Here is a 14972-nt window from a genome sequence, read left to right on the forward strand (position 1 = left end):
GGACCCATACAATGCCCGGCGCTTAGGATCGGTACAACCTCCCAGCGATAAAGGACACCCGCCATGTTCGACCTGCCCGCCCTGCGCGAAGCCGCCACCTTCGTCCACCAGCATGTTCCGCCCACCCCGCAGCACGCCTGGCCGCTGTTGAGCGAGCGGGTGGGCTGCGAGCTGTGGGTCAAGCATGAAAACCACGCCCCCACCGGCGCCTTCAAGGTGCGCGGCGGGCTGGTCTACGTGCGCTCGCTGTTGGCCTCCGGCCAGGTGCCGCGCGGGCTGGTCACCGCCACCCGCGGCAATCACGGCCAGAGCATGGCCCTGGCGGCGCGCCAGGCCGGCCTGCCGCTGGTGATCGTGGTGCCCCAGGGCAACTCGCGGGAGAAGAATGCCGCGATGAAGGCGCTGGGCGCCGAGCTGGTGGAACACGGCGCGGACTTCGACGTGGCGCGCGAGGAAGCGGCGCGGCTGGCGCAGCAGCGTGGCTACGCCATGGTGCCGTCGTTCCACCCGGAGCTGGTGCGCGGCGTGGCCACCTACGCGCTGGAGCTGTTCGAGGCGGTCGCCGACCTGGATTGCGTGTACGTGCCGATCGGCATGGGTTCGGGCATCTGCGGGCTGATCCAGGCGCGCAACCTGTTGGGGCTGCGCACCGAGATCGTCGGGGTAGTGTCCAGTGCGGCGGACGCCTATGCGCAGAGCTTCGAGCAAGGGCGCATCGTCACCACCGCCAGCGCCGACACCTTCGCCGACGGCATGGCCTGCCGGGTACCGCACCCCGAGGCCTTCGCCCTGGTGCGCGAGCATGCCGCGCGCATCGTGCGGGTGAGCGACGCCGAGATCGCTGCGGCCATGCGCCTGTACCACGAAACCACCCACAACACCGCCGAAGGCGCCGGGGCCGCAGCGCTGGCCGCGCTGATGCAGGAGCGCGGGCGCCAGGAAGGCAAGCGGGTGGCGGTGGTCCTGAGCGGGGCGAATGTGGACCGTGAACGGTATGCGCGGGTGTTGGCAGGGGAGGCGCAGACCTGAGAGGAGAAGTCTGTACGGGGCAGTAACTGTCGGGTTCAATGGGCGCCCCTGTATTCAGCCTAGAGCCCCCCATGCCTTTCTCGAATGGATTCCTCCTCAGCCTGTCCCTGTGCCTGGACATCGGCGTGGCCAACATCGCCATGATCACCTTGGCCATGCAACGCGGTTTTCTCAAGGGCTTCTGGCTTGGCCTGGGCACCTGCGTCGGCGACCTGGTCTATGCCATCGCCGCCCTGGCCGGGATGACCGTGCTGCTGCAGTTCGAAAGCGTGCGCTGGACCCTGTGGCTGGGCGGTTCGGCGTTGCTGGTGTGGTTTGCCGTGAAGATGCTGCTGGCGGCCTGGCGCGGCGGGCACATGCAGGCCAGCCGCGAGGTGGTGATCGAATCGGGCTGGCGCGAGTTCCTGCGCGGGATCTTCCTGGCCATGTCCTCGCCTACCGCGATCCTGTGGTTCGCCGCGGTTGGCGGGGTGCTGATCTCCCGGTCCGGTGGCGGCAGCGCGCTGGAGGCGGGGATGTTCCTCGGTGGTTTCTTCGCCGCCGGGTTGGTCTGGTGCGTGTCGCTTTGCACCATCGCCAGCCATGGCGGGCGCCTGCTTGGCGACCGGCTGCTGACCTGGTCGTACCTGCTGTCGGCGGCAATCTTCTGCTACTTCGCGGTGTACGTGATCTGGTCCGGCTATCGCGAGTTCATCCTGGCTGTTCCCGCCTGAAACGGCAGGGTTGCGCCAGGCGCTGTTTATAACTTTGTTTAATCGCCTGCTTAATTATTCAGACGCTTCCTATGCATGTATAGGAAGCGTCTGAATTGATAAATTCATGGTGGTTAAAATCTCTCGTTATTTTTATAAATAACGATTTGAAATAATTTCGTAATTCTTCTTTTGAATCATTAACTTGTATATGAGTGCGCAAAAAGTTGCGCACTTTCATTGCCTTATGATCCGGGTACTTATTTACCGCTCTAGCGCGACCTCTTACTTGCACGCAATGCAAGTGGGGCGCCTTGGACGTACCTGTCATAAGGAATGCGAATGTCCGGCCCTGGCGATCAACCCCCTTTCAGTTTGCAGGTTCATGGTGTTCAAACGGACTTGCAGGTTTTGCGCTTCAAAGGGTCAGAGGCACTGAGTTGCCCCTATTCATTCCACCTCGAACTGGTCAGTGAAGACCCGTCGCTCGACCTCGAAAGCCTGCTGCACAAACTGGCCACGCTGCGGGTCGGCAACGACGAACAGTGCTTCCACGGCCAGGTCGCCAGCGTCGCCCAGGCTGACAGCGGGCGGCGGCTGACCCATTACCGGCTGGAGCTGGTACCGCGCCTGGCCAGCCTGGCGCACTGCCGCAACCTGCGGATTTTCCAGCAGCAAACCGTGCCGCAGATCATCGCCGGGGTGCTCAAGGCCCACGGCATCCTCGCCGACGCCTACGTGTTCCGCCTCGGCCCCGCCCCATACCCAAAGCGCGAGTACTGCACCCAATACGACGAGACCGACCTCGCCTTCGTGCAGCGCCTGTGCGAGGAGGAGGGGCTGCACTACCACTTCGAGCACAGTGCCGACGCCCACCTGCTGGTGTTCGGTGACGAGCAGAGCGCCTTCCCGCGCCTGGCGCGGCCCACCCCCTTCGCGCCGGACAGCGGCCAGGTCGCCCAGCAGCCGGTGGTCAGCCAGTTCGGCGCGCGGGTAGCGGCGCGCACCGGGCGGGTCAGCCGGCGCGACTACGACCCGCTCAAGCCCAAGCTGCTGCTCGAAGCCCAGCATCAACCCGAGCTGCCCGTGCCCCAGCCAGACCTTGAGGACTACGGCTACCCGGGGTACTTCAGCGACCGCGAGCGTGGCCGCCAACTGAGCCAGCGGGCCCTGGAAGGCCACCGCGCCGACTACCTGCAAGCCGAAGGCAACAGCGACCAACCGGCCTTGCGCTGCGGCCATTTCTTCACCCTCGAAGCACACCCACGCGCGGCCTGGAACGCGCTTTGGCTGTTGGCCGAGGTGACCCACGAGGGCCACCAACCCCAGGTGCTGGAGGAGGCCGCCGGCAGCACCGCCGGCGAGGCCTGGCAAGGCTACCGCAACACCTTCAAGGCCTTGCCCTGGGGCACCCCCTACCGGCCCCCCGCACCCAGCCCTCGGCCTCGGGTGCATGGCGCCCAGACCGCCCGGGTGACCGGCCCGCAAGGGGAGGAGATCCACTGCGACCGCCTTGGCCGGATCAAGGTGCAGTTCCACTGGGATCGCGAAGGCCGGCTCGATGAAAAGTCCAGCTGCTGGCTGCGCGTCGCCAGCCAGTGGGCCGGCAACCAGTACGGCGGGCTGGTCATCCCGCGGGTCGGCATGGAAGTGCTGGTGAGCTTCCTCGACGGCAACCCCGACCGGCCGCTGGTCACCGGCTGCCTGTACCACGCCGAGCACCACCCGCCCTATGAGCTGCCCGCCAACAAGACCCGCAGCGTGTTCAAGACCCAAAGCTCGCCCGCCGCCCAAGGCCACAACGAGCTGCGCATCGAGGACCGCGCCGGCCAGGAGCAGATCTACATCCACGCCCAGCGTGACTGGGAGCAGCGCATTGGCCACGACCAGCGCAGCCACGTCGGCCATGAGCGCCACGACACGGTGCTGGCCGACGTGCACAGCGAGTACCACGCCCAGCAACACCGCACCGTGCACGGCGACCGCAAGACCGAGCTGCGCGGAGACGATCACCAGACCGTCGGCAACACCCGGCACATCACCCTGGGCCAGGCCCTGCTGGTGGAGGCCGGGCAGGAAATCCACCTGTCGGCCGGCAAGCGCCTGGTGCTGGATGCCGGCAGCGAGGTGGTGCTGCGGGCGGGCGGTGGTTTCGTGCGGATCGCGGCTGGCGGGGTGACCGTGGGTGGCTCGCTGTATGTCGACTCCAGTGGCCAGGTCGCCGCCGGCACCCCGGCCGCGCCGCTGCTGCCGGGTATCACGGCCGAAGCCGAACGCTCGGTGGCGGGCCTGCCGCTGACCCAGGCGCAACTCGACACCTTCCGGCGCAGCGCCGCGTTCTGCGAGGAATGCGAGCGGTGCAAGGAGGGTGTCTGTGAGCTGTGAAACCCTCACCCCCCAAGCCTGGCTGGCGGCCAGCCCGCTGGCCGATGGCGAGCGGCTGTACGTGGTGTTCGGCAGCCTTGCGCAGGCCGACACACTGGCGGCCTACCGGCAACACGATGGCTCGCACGTGCCCCAGCCGTTGTGGAAAGGCACCCCCTACGCCGGCTGGCTGGAGGCCATGCCCTACCTGGTGGAGGCCGCGCCGCAAGGGGCGTTCCTCACCTGGTGCGGCAACCAGCGCTGCCGTGACTGGGGCTGGCTGGCGGTGTCCTCGCACCCACCGGCCCTGGTGTTCGACTACCTGCGCAGCCTGACCCAGGTGAAGCTGCCCGACGGCACCGCGGTGTTCCTGCGCCTGTGGGACGGCCATCAGTTGCTGGCCCTGCTCGATCACCACGCGCCAGGCGAGGCGCCGCTGCTGCCGGTGTTCAGCCGCGCCTGGAGCAACGGCCAGGCCCGCCCGCTGCGCCAGGTGCCGCGCCTGAGCATCGAACCCTTCCCCTGGTGGCAGGCCAGCGCCGCGCTGCTCGAGCACCTGCACCGCCACGACCCCGGCCCGGTGCTGGACAACCTCATGCAATGGCTGCGCGAGGCCCATGCCGACCTCTACTTCGCCCTCCCCGAGGCCAACCTGCGCTGCAAGGTCGCGCGCCTGGCCCTGGGTGCTCCGCTCGACCCGCCAGCCCTGGAACGGCTGCTGGCGCACGTGAACAAGGACATCACGCCATGAGCTTGATCATCTACGCCAAGTTCCTCCTCGACAATCTCGACGCCCACACGCCCGATGGCCCGGCACGCATCGCCGCCTTCCGCCAGCACAGCCTCGCCACCTTCGAAGCGCTGCAGGACAGCTTCCTGCTGGGCTGGGCGCTGGACCTGGAGCAAGAGCTGCGCTTCACCGACAGTGCCGGCAACGAGGTGATGCGCCTGGCCAAGGGCCTTGGCGAACGGCGCATCACCGGCTACGCCAACTGCCCGGCCAATGGCGTGCTGAACATCGTGCACCGCTTCGAAAGCCTGGCCTTCGTGCCCATCGGCGGCACCCCCTACCAGCTGGTCGAGCAGGTGGCGGCGGGCCAGAGCCCACAGCGCTTCGAAGGGGTGCTCGACGGCAACGGCCAGGCCACCATCAGCGGCTGCCACGCCAACCGCCGCTACCGCCTGCACTTCCACCCCAAGGTCGGCGCGGCCGAGGTCCAGGCCCTGTACGCCTCCTACGACAGCCTGCTCGACCAGCTCAAGGGTTGGTTGGACGGCGAGTGGGCCGAGCGCATCGCCCCACATTGGGACCGCATGCCGCCGGTGGGGTCGATGCAGCGGGTGAACGACATCCACAAGGCGATGGCCAAGGGTGTCGGCAGCGTGCTGATGAACCTGTTCGACGACCTCAAGGCCTTGGTCAAGCTGCTGTTCAACCTCGACGGCGCGCGCGACCAGCTGTTGCAGTTCATCAGCGAGGCCGACTTCGACAAGCTCAAGGCCCAGGCCGGCAGCCTGCTGCACACCGCCTACCTGATGCTCGACGACGAGCTGCTGATGTTCTACTACGCCACCGCGATCCTGCAGTGGCTGGCGCTGAGCCCGCCCGAGTGGCAGGCCCAGGCCTACGCCATGCTCAATGCCGGGCTGTTGCTGGATGTGCTGTTGGGGATCGTGCTGTCCGGCGGCCTGGGGCTGGCGTTCCGCCTAACGGCCAAGGGCGTCAAGTACGCCAGCAATGCCGCTCGTGGCGCCGACGGCTTGCTGGACGGCCTGCAACGGCTGATCGACCTCAGTCGCCAGCATGCCCTGGCGGCCCACACCAAACGTGCCCAGCCGCTCCTGACCGGCGGCAGTGTCGAGGTCAACAGCGCGGCCAAGGTGCCGCTGGCGATCAAGAGCGCCCCGCAGGACCTCGACCTGGTCGTGGACGACGCCGTGTCGGTGGTGCGCGGCAAGCGCCACAGCACGCTAAGGGTGGAGCAGGAGCTCGACCTGCCCGACGCCCCCAGCCAGCCGCGCACCCCCAGCGACAAGCCCGCCCAGCGCGCCGACGAAACCGCCACCCACCGCTGCCCGGTGTCGATGGTCACCGGCGAGGAGCTGCTCACCCTCAAGGACGCCGAGCTGTTCGGCGTGTTGCCGGTGGAGTGGGTGCGCCTGTACCGCACCAGCGCGGCCGAGATCGACCACGGCCTGGGCCCCGGCTGGAGCCACAGCCTGAGCCACCGCTTGCAGGCCGACGGCCAGGGCGTGCTGTGGTGCGACCACGAAAACCGCCGCACCCGCTTCCCGATGCCGGACAGCCGGCGCCCGGTGATCGGCAACAGCCTGTGCAGCGCGGCCATCTACCTGGGCCAGGCCGACGGCGAACTGGTGATCGCCGAAGCCGGCGCGCGCCCGCGCTACCTGCACTTCATCGACGGCCGGCTGATGGCGCTGAGCGACGCCTACGGCAACCGCGTCAGCCTGGCCTACGACCACGGCGGCCGTTTGCAGCACATCGACAACGGCGCCGGCAACCGCCTGCTGCTGAGCTACCAGCACGGCCGCCTGGTGACGGTGGAGCAGCAGTTCTGGCAGTCGATGTACGACAGCAAGGGGCGCGAGCAGGCGCCCTGGGTGCGGGTGGCGACCCTGGCCACCTACCACTACAACGACGCCGGGCAACTGACCGAGGCCGGCAACGGCCTGGACGAGCGCGAGCGCTACCGCTACGACGCCGCCAACGTCATCCTCGAGCGCCAGCTGGCGGGGGGCGCGGCGTTCTACTGGGAGTGGGAAGGCGAGGGCCGGCACGCCCGCTGCGTGCGCCACTGGTCCAGCGTGCCGGGCCTGGAGGCCCGCTACCAGTGGGACGGCCAGGGCGGCGTGACGGTGCGCAACGCCGATGGCAGCCAGCAGTTCTACCAGCACGACGACAAGGCCCGGCTGGTGCGCCAGGTTGACGCCGACGGCGCCGAGCACCACAAGACCTACGACGCCAAGGGCCGACTGATCGGCGAACGCAACCCGCTGGGCGCCGAAACCTTCTACAGCTACGACGACGCCGGCTACTTGCTGTCGGTGCGCCCCGAGGACGGCGAGGCCACCCACTACCACTACCGCGACGGCCATGTGTGCGAGGTGCGCCGTGGCCAGGCGCGCTGGCTGTACCAGCGCAATGCCCAGGGCGATGTGCTCAGCCAGACCGACCCCTGCGGGCAGGTCACCGGCTACCGCTACGACGAACAGGGTCGCCTGGTCGCCATCCGCCAGGCCGACGGCGGCGTGCACGAGCTGGGCTGGAACCCCTCCGGGCAACTGGTCAGCGAAGCCCTGCCCGGCGGCGGCTCGCGGCGCTACCGCTACGACGCCCTCGGCCGCCTGGTGATGCGCCTGCGCGAAAATGCCTCGGCCACCCAGTACACCTGGGACCTGGCCGGGCGCCTGAGCGAAGTGTCGCTACCTGGTGGAGGCGTGCGCCGCTATCAATACAACGCCTACGGCCGGGTGACCGCGCAAAGCGACGAGCTGGGCCGGGTGACCCGCTTCGAATACGAAGGCGGCCTGCACCTGCCGTCGCGGCGCATCAACCCCGATGGCAGCTGCCTGCATTACCGCTACGACAACGGCCAGCTGCAACTGTCGCAAGTCATCAACGAGCGCGACGAATGCTACCGCCTGGCCTACCACGCCAACGGCCTGCTCGCCGAGGAAACCGGCTTCGACGGGCGCGTCACCCGCTACGGCTACGACCTCAACGGCCAGTTGCTGGAAAAGACCGAGCTGGGCGACGACGGCGAGCCCTGGCTGACCCGCTACACCCGCGACAAGCAAGGCCGGCTGCTGGTCAAGACCCTGCCCGACGGCCAGCAGGTCAGCCACCAGTACGACGCCCTGGGCCGCCTGGTGCGGGTGGACGACGGCCACTGGCCGCTGGCCTACGAGTACGACCTGTGCGACCGCCTGATCACCGAGCACCAGGGCTGGGCGACCCTGCACTACGGCTATGACCTGATGGGCCAGGTCAGCCACTGCCGCCTGCCCGACGGCAGCCGCCTCGACTACCGCTACCAGCCCGGTGGCCACCTGCAAACCATCGACCTCGACGGCCAGCGCCTCACCGCCCACCGCCACGGCCTCGGCCAGGAACTGGCCCGCGAGCAGGGCGAGTTGCTCAGCCAGTTCCAGCATGACGGCCAGGGCCGCCTGGTAAGCCAACGGGTCGATCGCAAGGAAGGCCCGGTGTTCATGCGCCGCTACCACTACGACGACAGTGGCAACCTGGCACGCCTGGAGGACACCCGCCGCGGCACCCGCAATTACCACTACGACCCCCTGGACCGCTTGACCAGCGTGCGCGGCGAACTGGCCGAGTACTTCGTCCACGACCCCGCCGGCAACCTCCTGGCCCAGAGCGGCCTGCGCGGCGACCCCCGCGACGTGCGGGTACAGGCCAACCGCCTGCTGATGCACGGCGACTGCCATTACAGCTACGACCGCTTCGGCAACCAGGCCAGCGAACGCCGCGGCCACGGCCAGCAGCTGGTCACCGATTACCACTACGACAGCCAGCACCGCCTGGCCAGCGTCCAGCTGCCCGACGGCCGCCAGGCCCGCTACCGCTACGATGCCTTCGGCCGGCGCGTGTCCAAGGACGTCGACGGCACCCAGACCGCCTTCATCTGGCAAGGCGAGCGCCTGCTGGCCGAGCACTGCCAGGGCCGCTGGCGCAGCTACGTGTACGAACCCGGCAGCTTCCGCCCGATGGTGATGCTGCTACGCGACGGCGACACCCCCGCCGAGGCCCTGCACTACCACCTCGACCACCTCGGCACCCCCCAGGAGCTGACCGCCGCCAACGGCCGCATCCGCTGGTCGGCGCGCTACCGCGCCTACGGCCACGTGCTGCGGCTGGACGTGGACCACGTCGACAACCCCCTGCGCTTCCAGGGGCAGTACTACGATGAAGAAACCGGGCTGCACTACAACCGGCACCGCTATTACAACCCGCAGACAGGACGGTACCTGACGCCGGATCCGATTGGACTGGCGGGTGGGGTTAATGGGTATTTGTATGGTGTGAACCCGACGGGGTGGGTGGATCCGTTGGGGTTGGCGGCGTGTTGTCCGGAAGTATTCACTTATAAGGGAGTGCCAGTTAGTGCTGGGGTTCGAAACCATTTGGAAAGGTTTGATGGCTACGATAAAGATACTGGTATCAAAGGGGCTCATAATCGGGAAGAGTTTATGCGAGCCGTAGCTGATCATGACTTGTATATTATTCGTGAGGAAGTTAGTGATGTTCCTGGTTTGACGGAAGTTTTCTACGGTCGAGATAAGCTGAACGCCCAAGGAGATGTGATTGGGCTAAGGCAGTTCAAAAATCAGAAAACTGTTTATGATCCTAGTGTCATCTCTGCTAGTGATGTCTACTCAAATGGCTTAGAGGCGGCGCGGTTGGGTTATGAAAAGGCAGTGGCTTCGGGGGTGGTTTCATACAGTCAGGTTGTTCGTGGTGTGAAATTTCGTGTGTATATCAATAGTGATAAGGTTGTCGTAAATTTTCATCCGTCATTGAGGTGAGTGTTGTGGCCCAATTTAGTTCTGCTGAAATTGTTAGTGCGTGCCTAATGGATTTTCGAGATTCAGGGGCAAAATATGTAGAGAGCTATCTGGATGTTTTGCTTGATTGTTTGCTGCAGTTTGAGGGTGTCGGTATTGAGATGTCTGGCGTGTTTGTTCAGAAAGATGAGGATCTAGATAATATGCCAGCATACCTGGTTGATTTTGAAAATGGAATGGCGTTCGAGTTTATTGGGGAGTCTGCTGTGTATAAGATGTCTGAAGGTGCGAGGATGATTTTTGATTGGTGCGAGATGAATGTGAGTAAGGATAAAGCGGAGGTGATGAATAAGTGTAGTCGTTTGGTTTGTTTGTACGGTGACTATGGCTAATTGGCTGATTTTTGTGTTTGGATAAGTAGTTGTGAATGGTCGTGTGCGAACGTGAAAGTTGGCAGTATACGGCCACGTGTTGCGGCTGGACGTGGACCACGTCGACAACCCCCTGCGCTTCCAGGGGCAGTACTACGATGAAGAAACCGGGCTGCATTACAACCGGCACCGCTATTACAACCCGCAGACAGGACGGTACCTGACGCCGGATCCGATTGGACTGGCGGGTGGGGTTAATGGGTATTTGTATGGTGTGAACCCGACGGGGTGGGTGGATCCGTTGGGGTTGGAGGCGTGTTGTCCGGAAGTATTTACCTACCGGGGGATGCCGGTTAACAAAGGTATAAAACAGCATATGGAGAAGTTTGATGGTTTTACCCAAAAGCATGGAGTTAAAGGGGCGCATAGTCGCAGTGAGTTTATGAGGGTGGTGGATGAAAAACGGTTGCGCGTGATTTCGGAGACTCCAGGCGATGTTAAGGGCATTACACAGGTGTTTTATGAGGGGGATGCTTTGGATAGAGGGCTGAATGTGGTTGGTGTTAAGGAGTTTCGTACGCCGAAAACGCTTTATGATGACCTTCAACACTCAACGAATAGGGTTTATCTTAATGGCCTAAGAGCGGCATTGCTAAAGTATCGAGAGGCGGTTGCGGAAGGTGCAACTGGTTATAATTCTTCTTACAATGGTATGACTTTTAGGGTTTACTTGAATAAAGATACTAAGGCAGTGTCAAATTTTCATCCGTCTATCAAGTAATTTTTTGGGGGCTTCATGTTTAGTGAGAATGATTTGGGGGTGATGGGGGCTTGCATGCTTGATTTCAATTTGTGTAAAAGTTTGGAGCGTGAAAGTTTTATTGCTGTTCTGCTTGATCGGCTGTTAAGCCTTGAAGGTATTGGTACAGAAATGTCGGGGGTCTTCCTAGGGTGTGATAGCGACCCGCGCAGTATTCCAGACTATTTGGATGCTGATGGGTTTTGTATGTCGTTTGAATATATGGATGAGTATGTTGTTTGCTCCATGCTTGAAGGTGCGAAGTATATAGAGGAGTGGTGTGATAAAAATGTGGTTTTTGAAAGGGAGTCAGTGGTTTGTCTCAGTAGAAAGCTGGTGGGGCTTTATGGCGGCATGACTAATCTTGTGAGTAGTGGTGTTCCGAAAAATAGCTTGTTGGATTTTTATCTTTACTCCAGTTTGCAGGTGAATAGCTATGTTGGGGTTTTGTTGGAGTGTCTTTTGAGTTTCGATGGGGTGGGGGTAGGTATGTCGGGAGTGTACCTGGAGTGCGATGAGGATCCAGATAACATCCCGGCTTACCTGAATCCTAAAGGAGGTAAAATGTCATTTGAGTTTATGGGGGAGTACGTTGTTTGCTCTATGTCTGTGGGGGCTTGTTATATTCGTGATTGGTGTGGGAAAAATGTCCGCTCTGAAGATATGGGTTCTGAAAGGTCAGTGATAATGGCTGCGTGTGATAAGTTGGTGGAGCTCTACAAGGGGTATGATGACGCTAGATTTGGAACTTAAAAAGGTATGGGTTTGGTAATCTAATATGGAGCGGATTTCGAAGGGGCTTGATGACGTACTATGGGGCGTCGTCAGATTTGTGTGCGCGAGTTTCCGAACTGCTAGGTCTAGCTGTTGAAGAGATGGGAGGGGATTGGAGAATAATTCTAGCCGACGTTCGCTTGATTTCTCCAGTGATTCATATTCTTGAAAGGTGTAAGGCGCCTTGGATGGTTAGGGCTGCTATCGAATGTGTTTTGGTGGAATGCTTATATGGGTATCTCGATAAATAAGGTCTATTTGTCAGGGTCGCGAACGGCGTTGTTAGGTGTTATGAGGCGATTAAAAATGGAAGTAGGCTGTATGATTCGAGTTGTGATTGTATGGGCTTTAGGGTGTATTTAGACATGGAGACAAAGGTGGTAAGAAATTTTCATTCGAAAGCGGAGTGAGTTTAATTATGAATGTCATGAAGTGTGAGGTATTTGACTTATGTTTAACGGGCTTCAGGGGTTGCAGAGATGTGGAGTGCGGAAGTCTTCTTGAGGTAATGATTGACTCGCTCTTAAGGCTTGAGGGTATTGGCATGGAGATGTCAAGCGTCTTTCTTGGGTGTGATGCAGAGCCCGCAGGGCCGGAAGACATACCGAACAATGTTTTTTTAGGGCGTTTTGATATGTCATTTGAGTTTATGGGTGAGTATTTTGTTTGTCCAATGCCTGAAGGGGCTCTAGCTGTTTTGCAATGGTGTGAAGTTAACGTTTCGGAGAATAGGGAGAGGGTGCTTGAGAAGTGTGCTGAGATGGTGTTGTTTAGAGAGGTTGAAGGCTCAGGAGTCGCTAACGGTTGTAGGGGACGCTAAAGAGGAGTGAGGTTTTGGGTATTTAGCTGTGCTTGATGGGGGCGGGGAGTCAATGGAGATAGGGAGGAGGCATGCAATTAAGTGTTTAAGAGGTTTACGCCATCTTATAGGTGATTAGTTATGCATAGTGCTGCGGGTAGGAAGATAATGGGTATCTGTATGGATATATTCAATGATACCTCTAGTTTGGAGTGTCGGTGCTTTGTAAGGGTTTTGCTGGATGGTTTGTTGAGGTTTGAAAGTGTCGGCTTGGAGATGTCTGGAGTTTTTCTTGGGTGTGATGAGGATTTAGGTAATGTGCCGGACTATCTAGAGTCGGGTGGGCTTGAGATGTCTTTTGAGTATATGGAAAGCTATGTTATTTGTTCAATGCTGGAAGGGGCTAAATATATTGAGTGGTGGTGTGAAGAGAACGTGGTAATTGAAAGGGAAGTGGTGATGAATGACTGTAAAAGATTGGTGAGTCTTTATAGTGATTTTGAAAGAGGGAGGAGGGCTTATAAGGGGTGAAGTGCTAAGTGCTAAGAATGAAGAGGGCGGGCTTGTATAGGCATGGTGATCATGCCGAAACGGTCTCTGATGAAGCTCTACATGCTACGGGTAAGTTGTAATTTGGAGGGTTGGCGGCTGTTTTGAGTAAGTGCAATGAAATGATTGGCGCGAAGGATGGCTCCTGTGTTCCATGTTGCGGCGACATAAGTCTTATCGTTTGTTCTGGCAAGAATATCAGGGCAGGCTCTGATGTTTATCCATCTTATAGAGAGGTTAATGTGTTTAGCGTTGTTGATAGAGAGATAATGAGCACCTGTATGCTTGATTTCAACATCCCTGCAGCTATTGATGGTGTGGGTTTTATTGGGGTGCTAATTGAACGGCTGCTTGACTTTGAAGGGGTGGGTACGGAAATGTCGGATATTTCATTGGGTTGTGATAGTGATCCTCTGAGTATTCCGAGTTACTTGGATTCTGATGGGTTTGACATGTCGTTTGAATATAATGGTGAGCATGTTATTTGCTCTATGGAGGCTGGTGCGAGGTTCATAGAGGAATGGTGTTATAGAAACGTGGTCGTTGAAAGGCAGTCAACGCTCAAAGCATGTAATAAGTTGGTTAGCCTCTACGACGGAATGAGTAGCCTCACTCGGAGTGAGATTTCAGGTGAGTGTCTGCTTGCTATTTTTCTTTCTTTGGATGCGTGTGGAAATAGTAAAATTTTACAGTTGTTGGATTGTTTGGTTAAAGGTGGGGGTATGGGAGTAGGTGTCGCTGGGGTGTACGTGAAGGAGGGGGAGGTGTTTGGCTGTGATAGGGGTATGGTCTTTGAGTTTATGGGTGAGCGTATCACTTGTTCTGTTTTGGTAGGTGCTAGTTATATTAGAAATTGGTGTAAGAATAATATCCATTCCGTAGGGGGTGCTTCAGATAAGGTGGCGATAATAACTGCTTGTGATAAGTTGGTGGAGCTCTGTGATGGTTCTTATCGCGCTGGGCGCGTTCTGTAGATGGATAAGTCTTGCAGGGTTTCATAATTTGTTTGGATGCAATTTTCTTAGATGGGCAGGGAGTTTGGTTGAGAGGAATTTATGGAGTACTTTGGCGCGCCGCCGGATGTGTGTTTGCGAGTTGCAAGGTTGTTGGGCCTCCCAGCTGAGGACATGGGGGAGGATTGGGAGATTATTTTGGCTGATGTTTCCTTGATTGCTCCGGCGATTAAAATTCTTGACGCGCGCAAGGAACCTTGGATGGTGCGGGCCGCAATTGGCTGCGTCCTGGTGGAGAGCTTATTTGATTTCAAGAGATGTAAGGGAGTCGTTCATTGCCTTCATGCAAGAGCTTATTCCGCTCTTCATGGTGATCTGGAGGTTTTGAGTGCTGTGAGAAATTTTTGGATTGGCGGTGGTGTGCGTAGTTCGTATATCAGGGGGTTGCTGTTAGATTGAATGAAGTGGTTTGGTCGTGTGTAGAGTGAGCTCGCATCGATTTTGAGTTTTAGGGTGGTTGCCTCCAGATTTGGAGGGTGAACGTCAGTGCTGCTAAGCGACGGCGCTAAGATCTTCGCTCTGAAGTTTCGGTGAGTGAGCGCGGCATGCAAGGTAAAGTAAGTATGAGTGAGGCGAGATGAATTATTTGCAAAGGGAAATTGAAGAGGAATTGTTGCAGAATTCTATCGAGGTCGCTCGTGTGCTTGAGGCGGACCTGGATGACTTCCTGCGCTATGTGGAAGGCTCTTTTTATAAGTCTGGTGGTGGCATGGATCCTAATTATATCAGGGAGGCCTCTTGTAGTTATGATGCTGATTTCTGGAAAAAGGTGGCTTGTCAGAAGGAAAGGTTTGTCTATTTGCTGGTGCTGGATAATGAGTGGCATGCCTGGCAGTTTAGAACGCCAGAAGATTTGCAATTGCTGTTAAGTGAAACCACTGGATTTATATACTGGTTGCTTGATGCTACAAAAAAGGTGTTGGTGTTCTGTGGAGACAGTGACGAGGTTGTGTGGTCGCGGGCTTAGTTTGTTCTGATCACAGCGCTGACTGCGGTGATCGGTGATGGTAAGGGTGTTTGTAGGGAAGGGATGAT

Annotated in this window: 12 protein-coding genes and 1 pseudogene; all 13 read left to right on the forward strand. The window is 59.5% G+C overall.

Annotated features, from left to right (window positions below):
* Positions 1 to 63: 63 nt before the first annotated feature.
* Complete coding sequence (locus tag IX761_RS01910) at positions 64 to 1029, forward strand: threonine dehydratase (RefSeq protein ID WP_194787868.1); 966 nt, start codon at positions 64 to 66, stop codon at positions 1027 to 1029.
* Between the two features lie 71 nt (positions 1030 to 1100).
* On the forward strand, positions 1101 to 1742 hold the full coding sequence (locus tag IX761_RS01915; RefSeq protein WP_194787869.1) for a LysE family translocator: 642 nt from the start codon (positions 1101 to 1103) through the stop codon (positions 1740 to 1742).
* Positions 1743 to 2063: 321 nt separating this feature from the next.
* Positions 2064 to 4106 (forward strand): type VI secretion system tip protein TssI/VgrG, encoded by a 2043-nt coding sequence (gene tssI / locus IX761_RS01920; protein ID WP_194787870.1) that lies wholly within the window; start codon positions 2064 to 2066, stop codon positions 4104 to 4106.
* Positions 4096 to 4836, forward strand: coding sequence for a DUF4123 domain-containing protein (locus IX761_RS01925; RefSeq protein ID WP_194787871.1), 741 nt, complete (start codon positions 4096 to 4098; stop codon positions 4834 to 4836). The genes tssI and IX761_RS01925 overlap by 11 nt, the downstream gene beginning before the upstream one ends.
* Positions 4833 to 9653 carry an RHS repeat-associated core domain-containing protein gene (locus tag IX761_RS01930; protein ID WP_194787872.1) on the forward strand — a complete coding sequence of 1607 codons (4821 nt, stop codon included), beginning with the start codon at positions 4833 to 4835 and terminating at the stop codon, positions 9651 to 9653. The genes IX761_RS01925 and IX761_RS01930 overlap by 4 nt, the downstream gene beginning before the upstream one ends.
* 5 nt (positions 9654 to 9658) lie before the next feature.
* Positions 9659 to 10024 carry a hypothetical protein gene (locus IX761_RS01935; protein ID WP_194787873.1) on the forward strand — a complete coding sequence of 122 codons (366 nt, stop codon included), beginning with the start codon at positions 9659 to 9661 and terminating at the stop codon, positions 10022 to 10024.
* 67 nt (positions 10025 to 10091) lie between these two features.
* A pseudogene (locus IX761_RS01940) lies at positions 10092 to 10784 on the forward strand (RHS repeat-associated core domain-containing protein); the annotation flags it as partial.
* A 54-nt stretch (positions 10785 to 10838) separates the two neighbouring features.
* Positions 10839 to 11555, forward strand: a complete 717-nt coding sequence (locus IX761_RS01945; protein ID WP_228533172.1) for a hypothetical protein — start codon at positions 10839 to 10841, stop codon at positions 11553 to 11555.
* A 439-nt stretch (positions 11556 to 11994) separates the two neighbouring features.
* Positions 11995 to 12396, forward strand: coding sequence for a hypothetical protein (locus tag IX761_RS01950; protein ID WP_194787875.1), 402 nt, complete (start codon positions 11995 to 11997; stop codon positions 12394 to 12396).
* 159 nt (positions 12397 to 12555) lie between these two features.
* The gene (locus IX761_RS01955; RefSeq protein ID WP_194787876.1) at positions 12556 to 12906 is read left to right on the forward strand and encodes a hypothetical protein; all 351 of its coding nucleotides are present in this window, start codon (positions 12556 to 12558) and stop codon (positions 12904 to 12906) included.
* 299 nt (positions 12907 to 13205) lie between these two features.
* Entirely contained in the window at positions 13206 to 13898 is a 693-nt protein-coding gene (locus IX761_RS01960) for a hypothetical protein (protein ID WP_228533173.1), read from the forward strand.
* Positions 13899 to 13979: 81 nt separating this feature from the next.
* Positions 13980 to 14336: a hypothetical protein gene (locus tag IX761_RS01965; RefSeq protein ID WP_194787877.1), complete on the forward strand. Its 357-nt coding sequence runs from the start codon at positions 13980 to 13982 to the stop codon at positions 14334 to 14336.
* 178 nt (positions 14337 to 14514) lie between these two features.
* The gene (locus IX761_RS01970; RefSeq protein WP_194787878.1) at positions 14515 to 14904 is read left to right on the forward strand and encodes a hypothetical protein; all 390 of its coding nucleotides are present in this window, start codon (positions 14515 to 14517) and stop codon (positions 14902 to 14904) included.
* Positions 14905 to 14972 lie beyond the last annotated feature (68 nt).

The sequence above is a fragment of the Pseudomonas sp. UFMG81 genome (assembly GCF_015354575.1).
Classification (GTDB): domain Bacteria; phylum Pseudomonadota; class Gammaproteobacteria; order Pseudomonadales; family Pseudomonadaceae; genus Aquipseudomonas.

Excerpts from the sequence above, each read along its gene's own strand:
- IX761_RS01965 (WP_194787877.1), top strand. The coding sequence starts at position 13,980 with ATGGAGTACTTTGGCGCGCCGCCGGATGTGTGTTTGCGAGTTGCAAGG.
- IX761_RS01970 (WP_194787878.1), top strand. The coding sequence starts at position 14,515 with ATGAATTATTTGCAAAGGGAAATTGAAGAGGAATTGTTGCAGAATTCT.
- IX761_RS01910 (WP_194787868.1), top strand. The coding sequence starts at position 64 with ATGTTCGACCTGCCCGCCCTGCGCGAAGCCGCCACCTTCGTCCACCAG.
- IX761_RS01955 (WP_194787876.1), top strand. The coding sequence starts at position 12,556 with ATGGATATATTCAATGATACCTCTAGTTTGGAGTGTCGGTGCTTTGTA.
- IX761_RS01950 (WP_194787875.1), top strand. The coding sequence starts at position 11,995 with ATGAATGTCATGAAGTGTGAGGTATTTGACTTATGTTTAACGGGCTTC.
- tssI (WP_194787870.1), top strand. The coding sequence starts at position 2,064 with ATGTCCGGCCCTGGCGATCAACCCCCTTTCAGTTTGCAGGTTCATGGT.
- IX761_RS01930 (WP_194787872.1), top strand. The coding sequence starts at position 4,833 with ATGAGCTTGATCATCTACGCCAAGTTCCTCCTCGACAATCTCGACGCC.
- IX761_RS01945 (WP_228533172.1), top strand. The coding sequence starts at position 10,839 with ATGCTTGATTTCAATTTGTGTAAAAGTTTGGAGCGTGAAAGTTTTATT.
- IX761_RS01915 (WP_194787869.1), top strand. The coding sequence starts at position 1,101 with ATGCCTTTCTCGAATGGATTCCTCCTCAGCCTGTCCCTGTGCCTGGAC.
- IX761_RS01960 (WP_228533173.1), top strand. The coding sequence starts at position 13,206 with ATGCTTGATTTCAACATCCCTGCAGCTATTGATGGTGTGGGTTTTATT.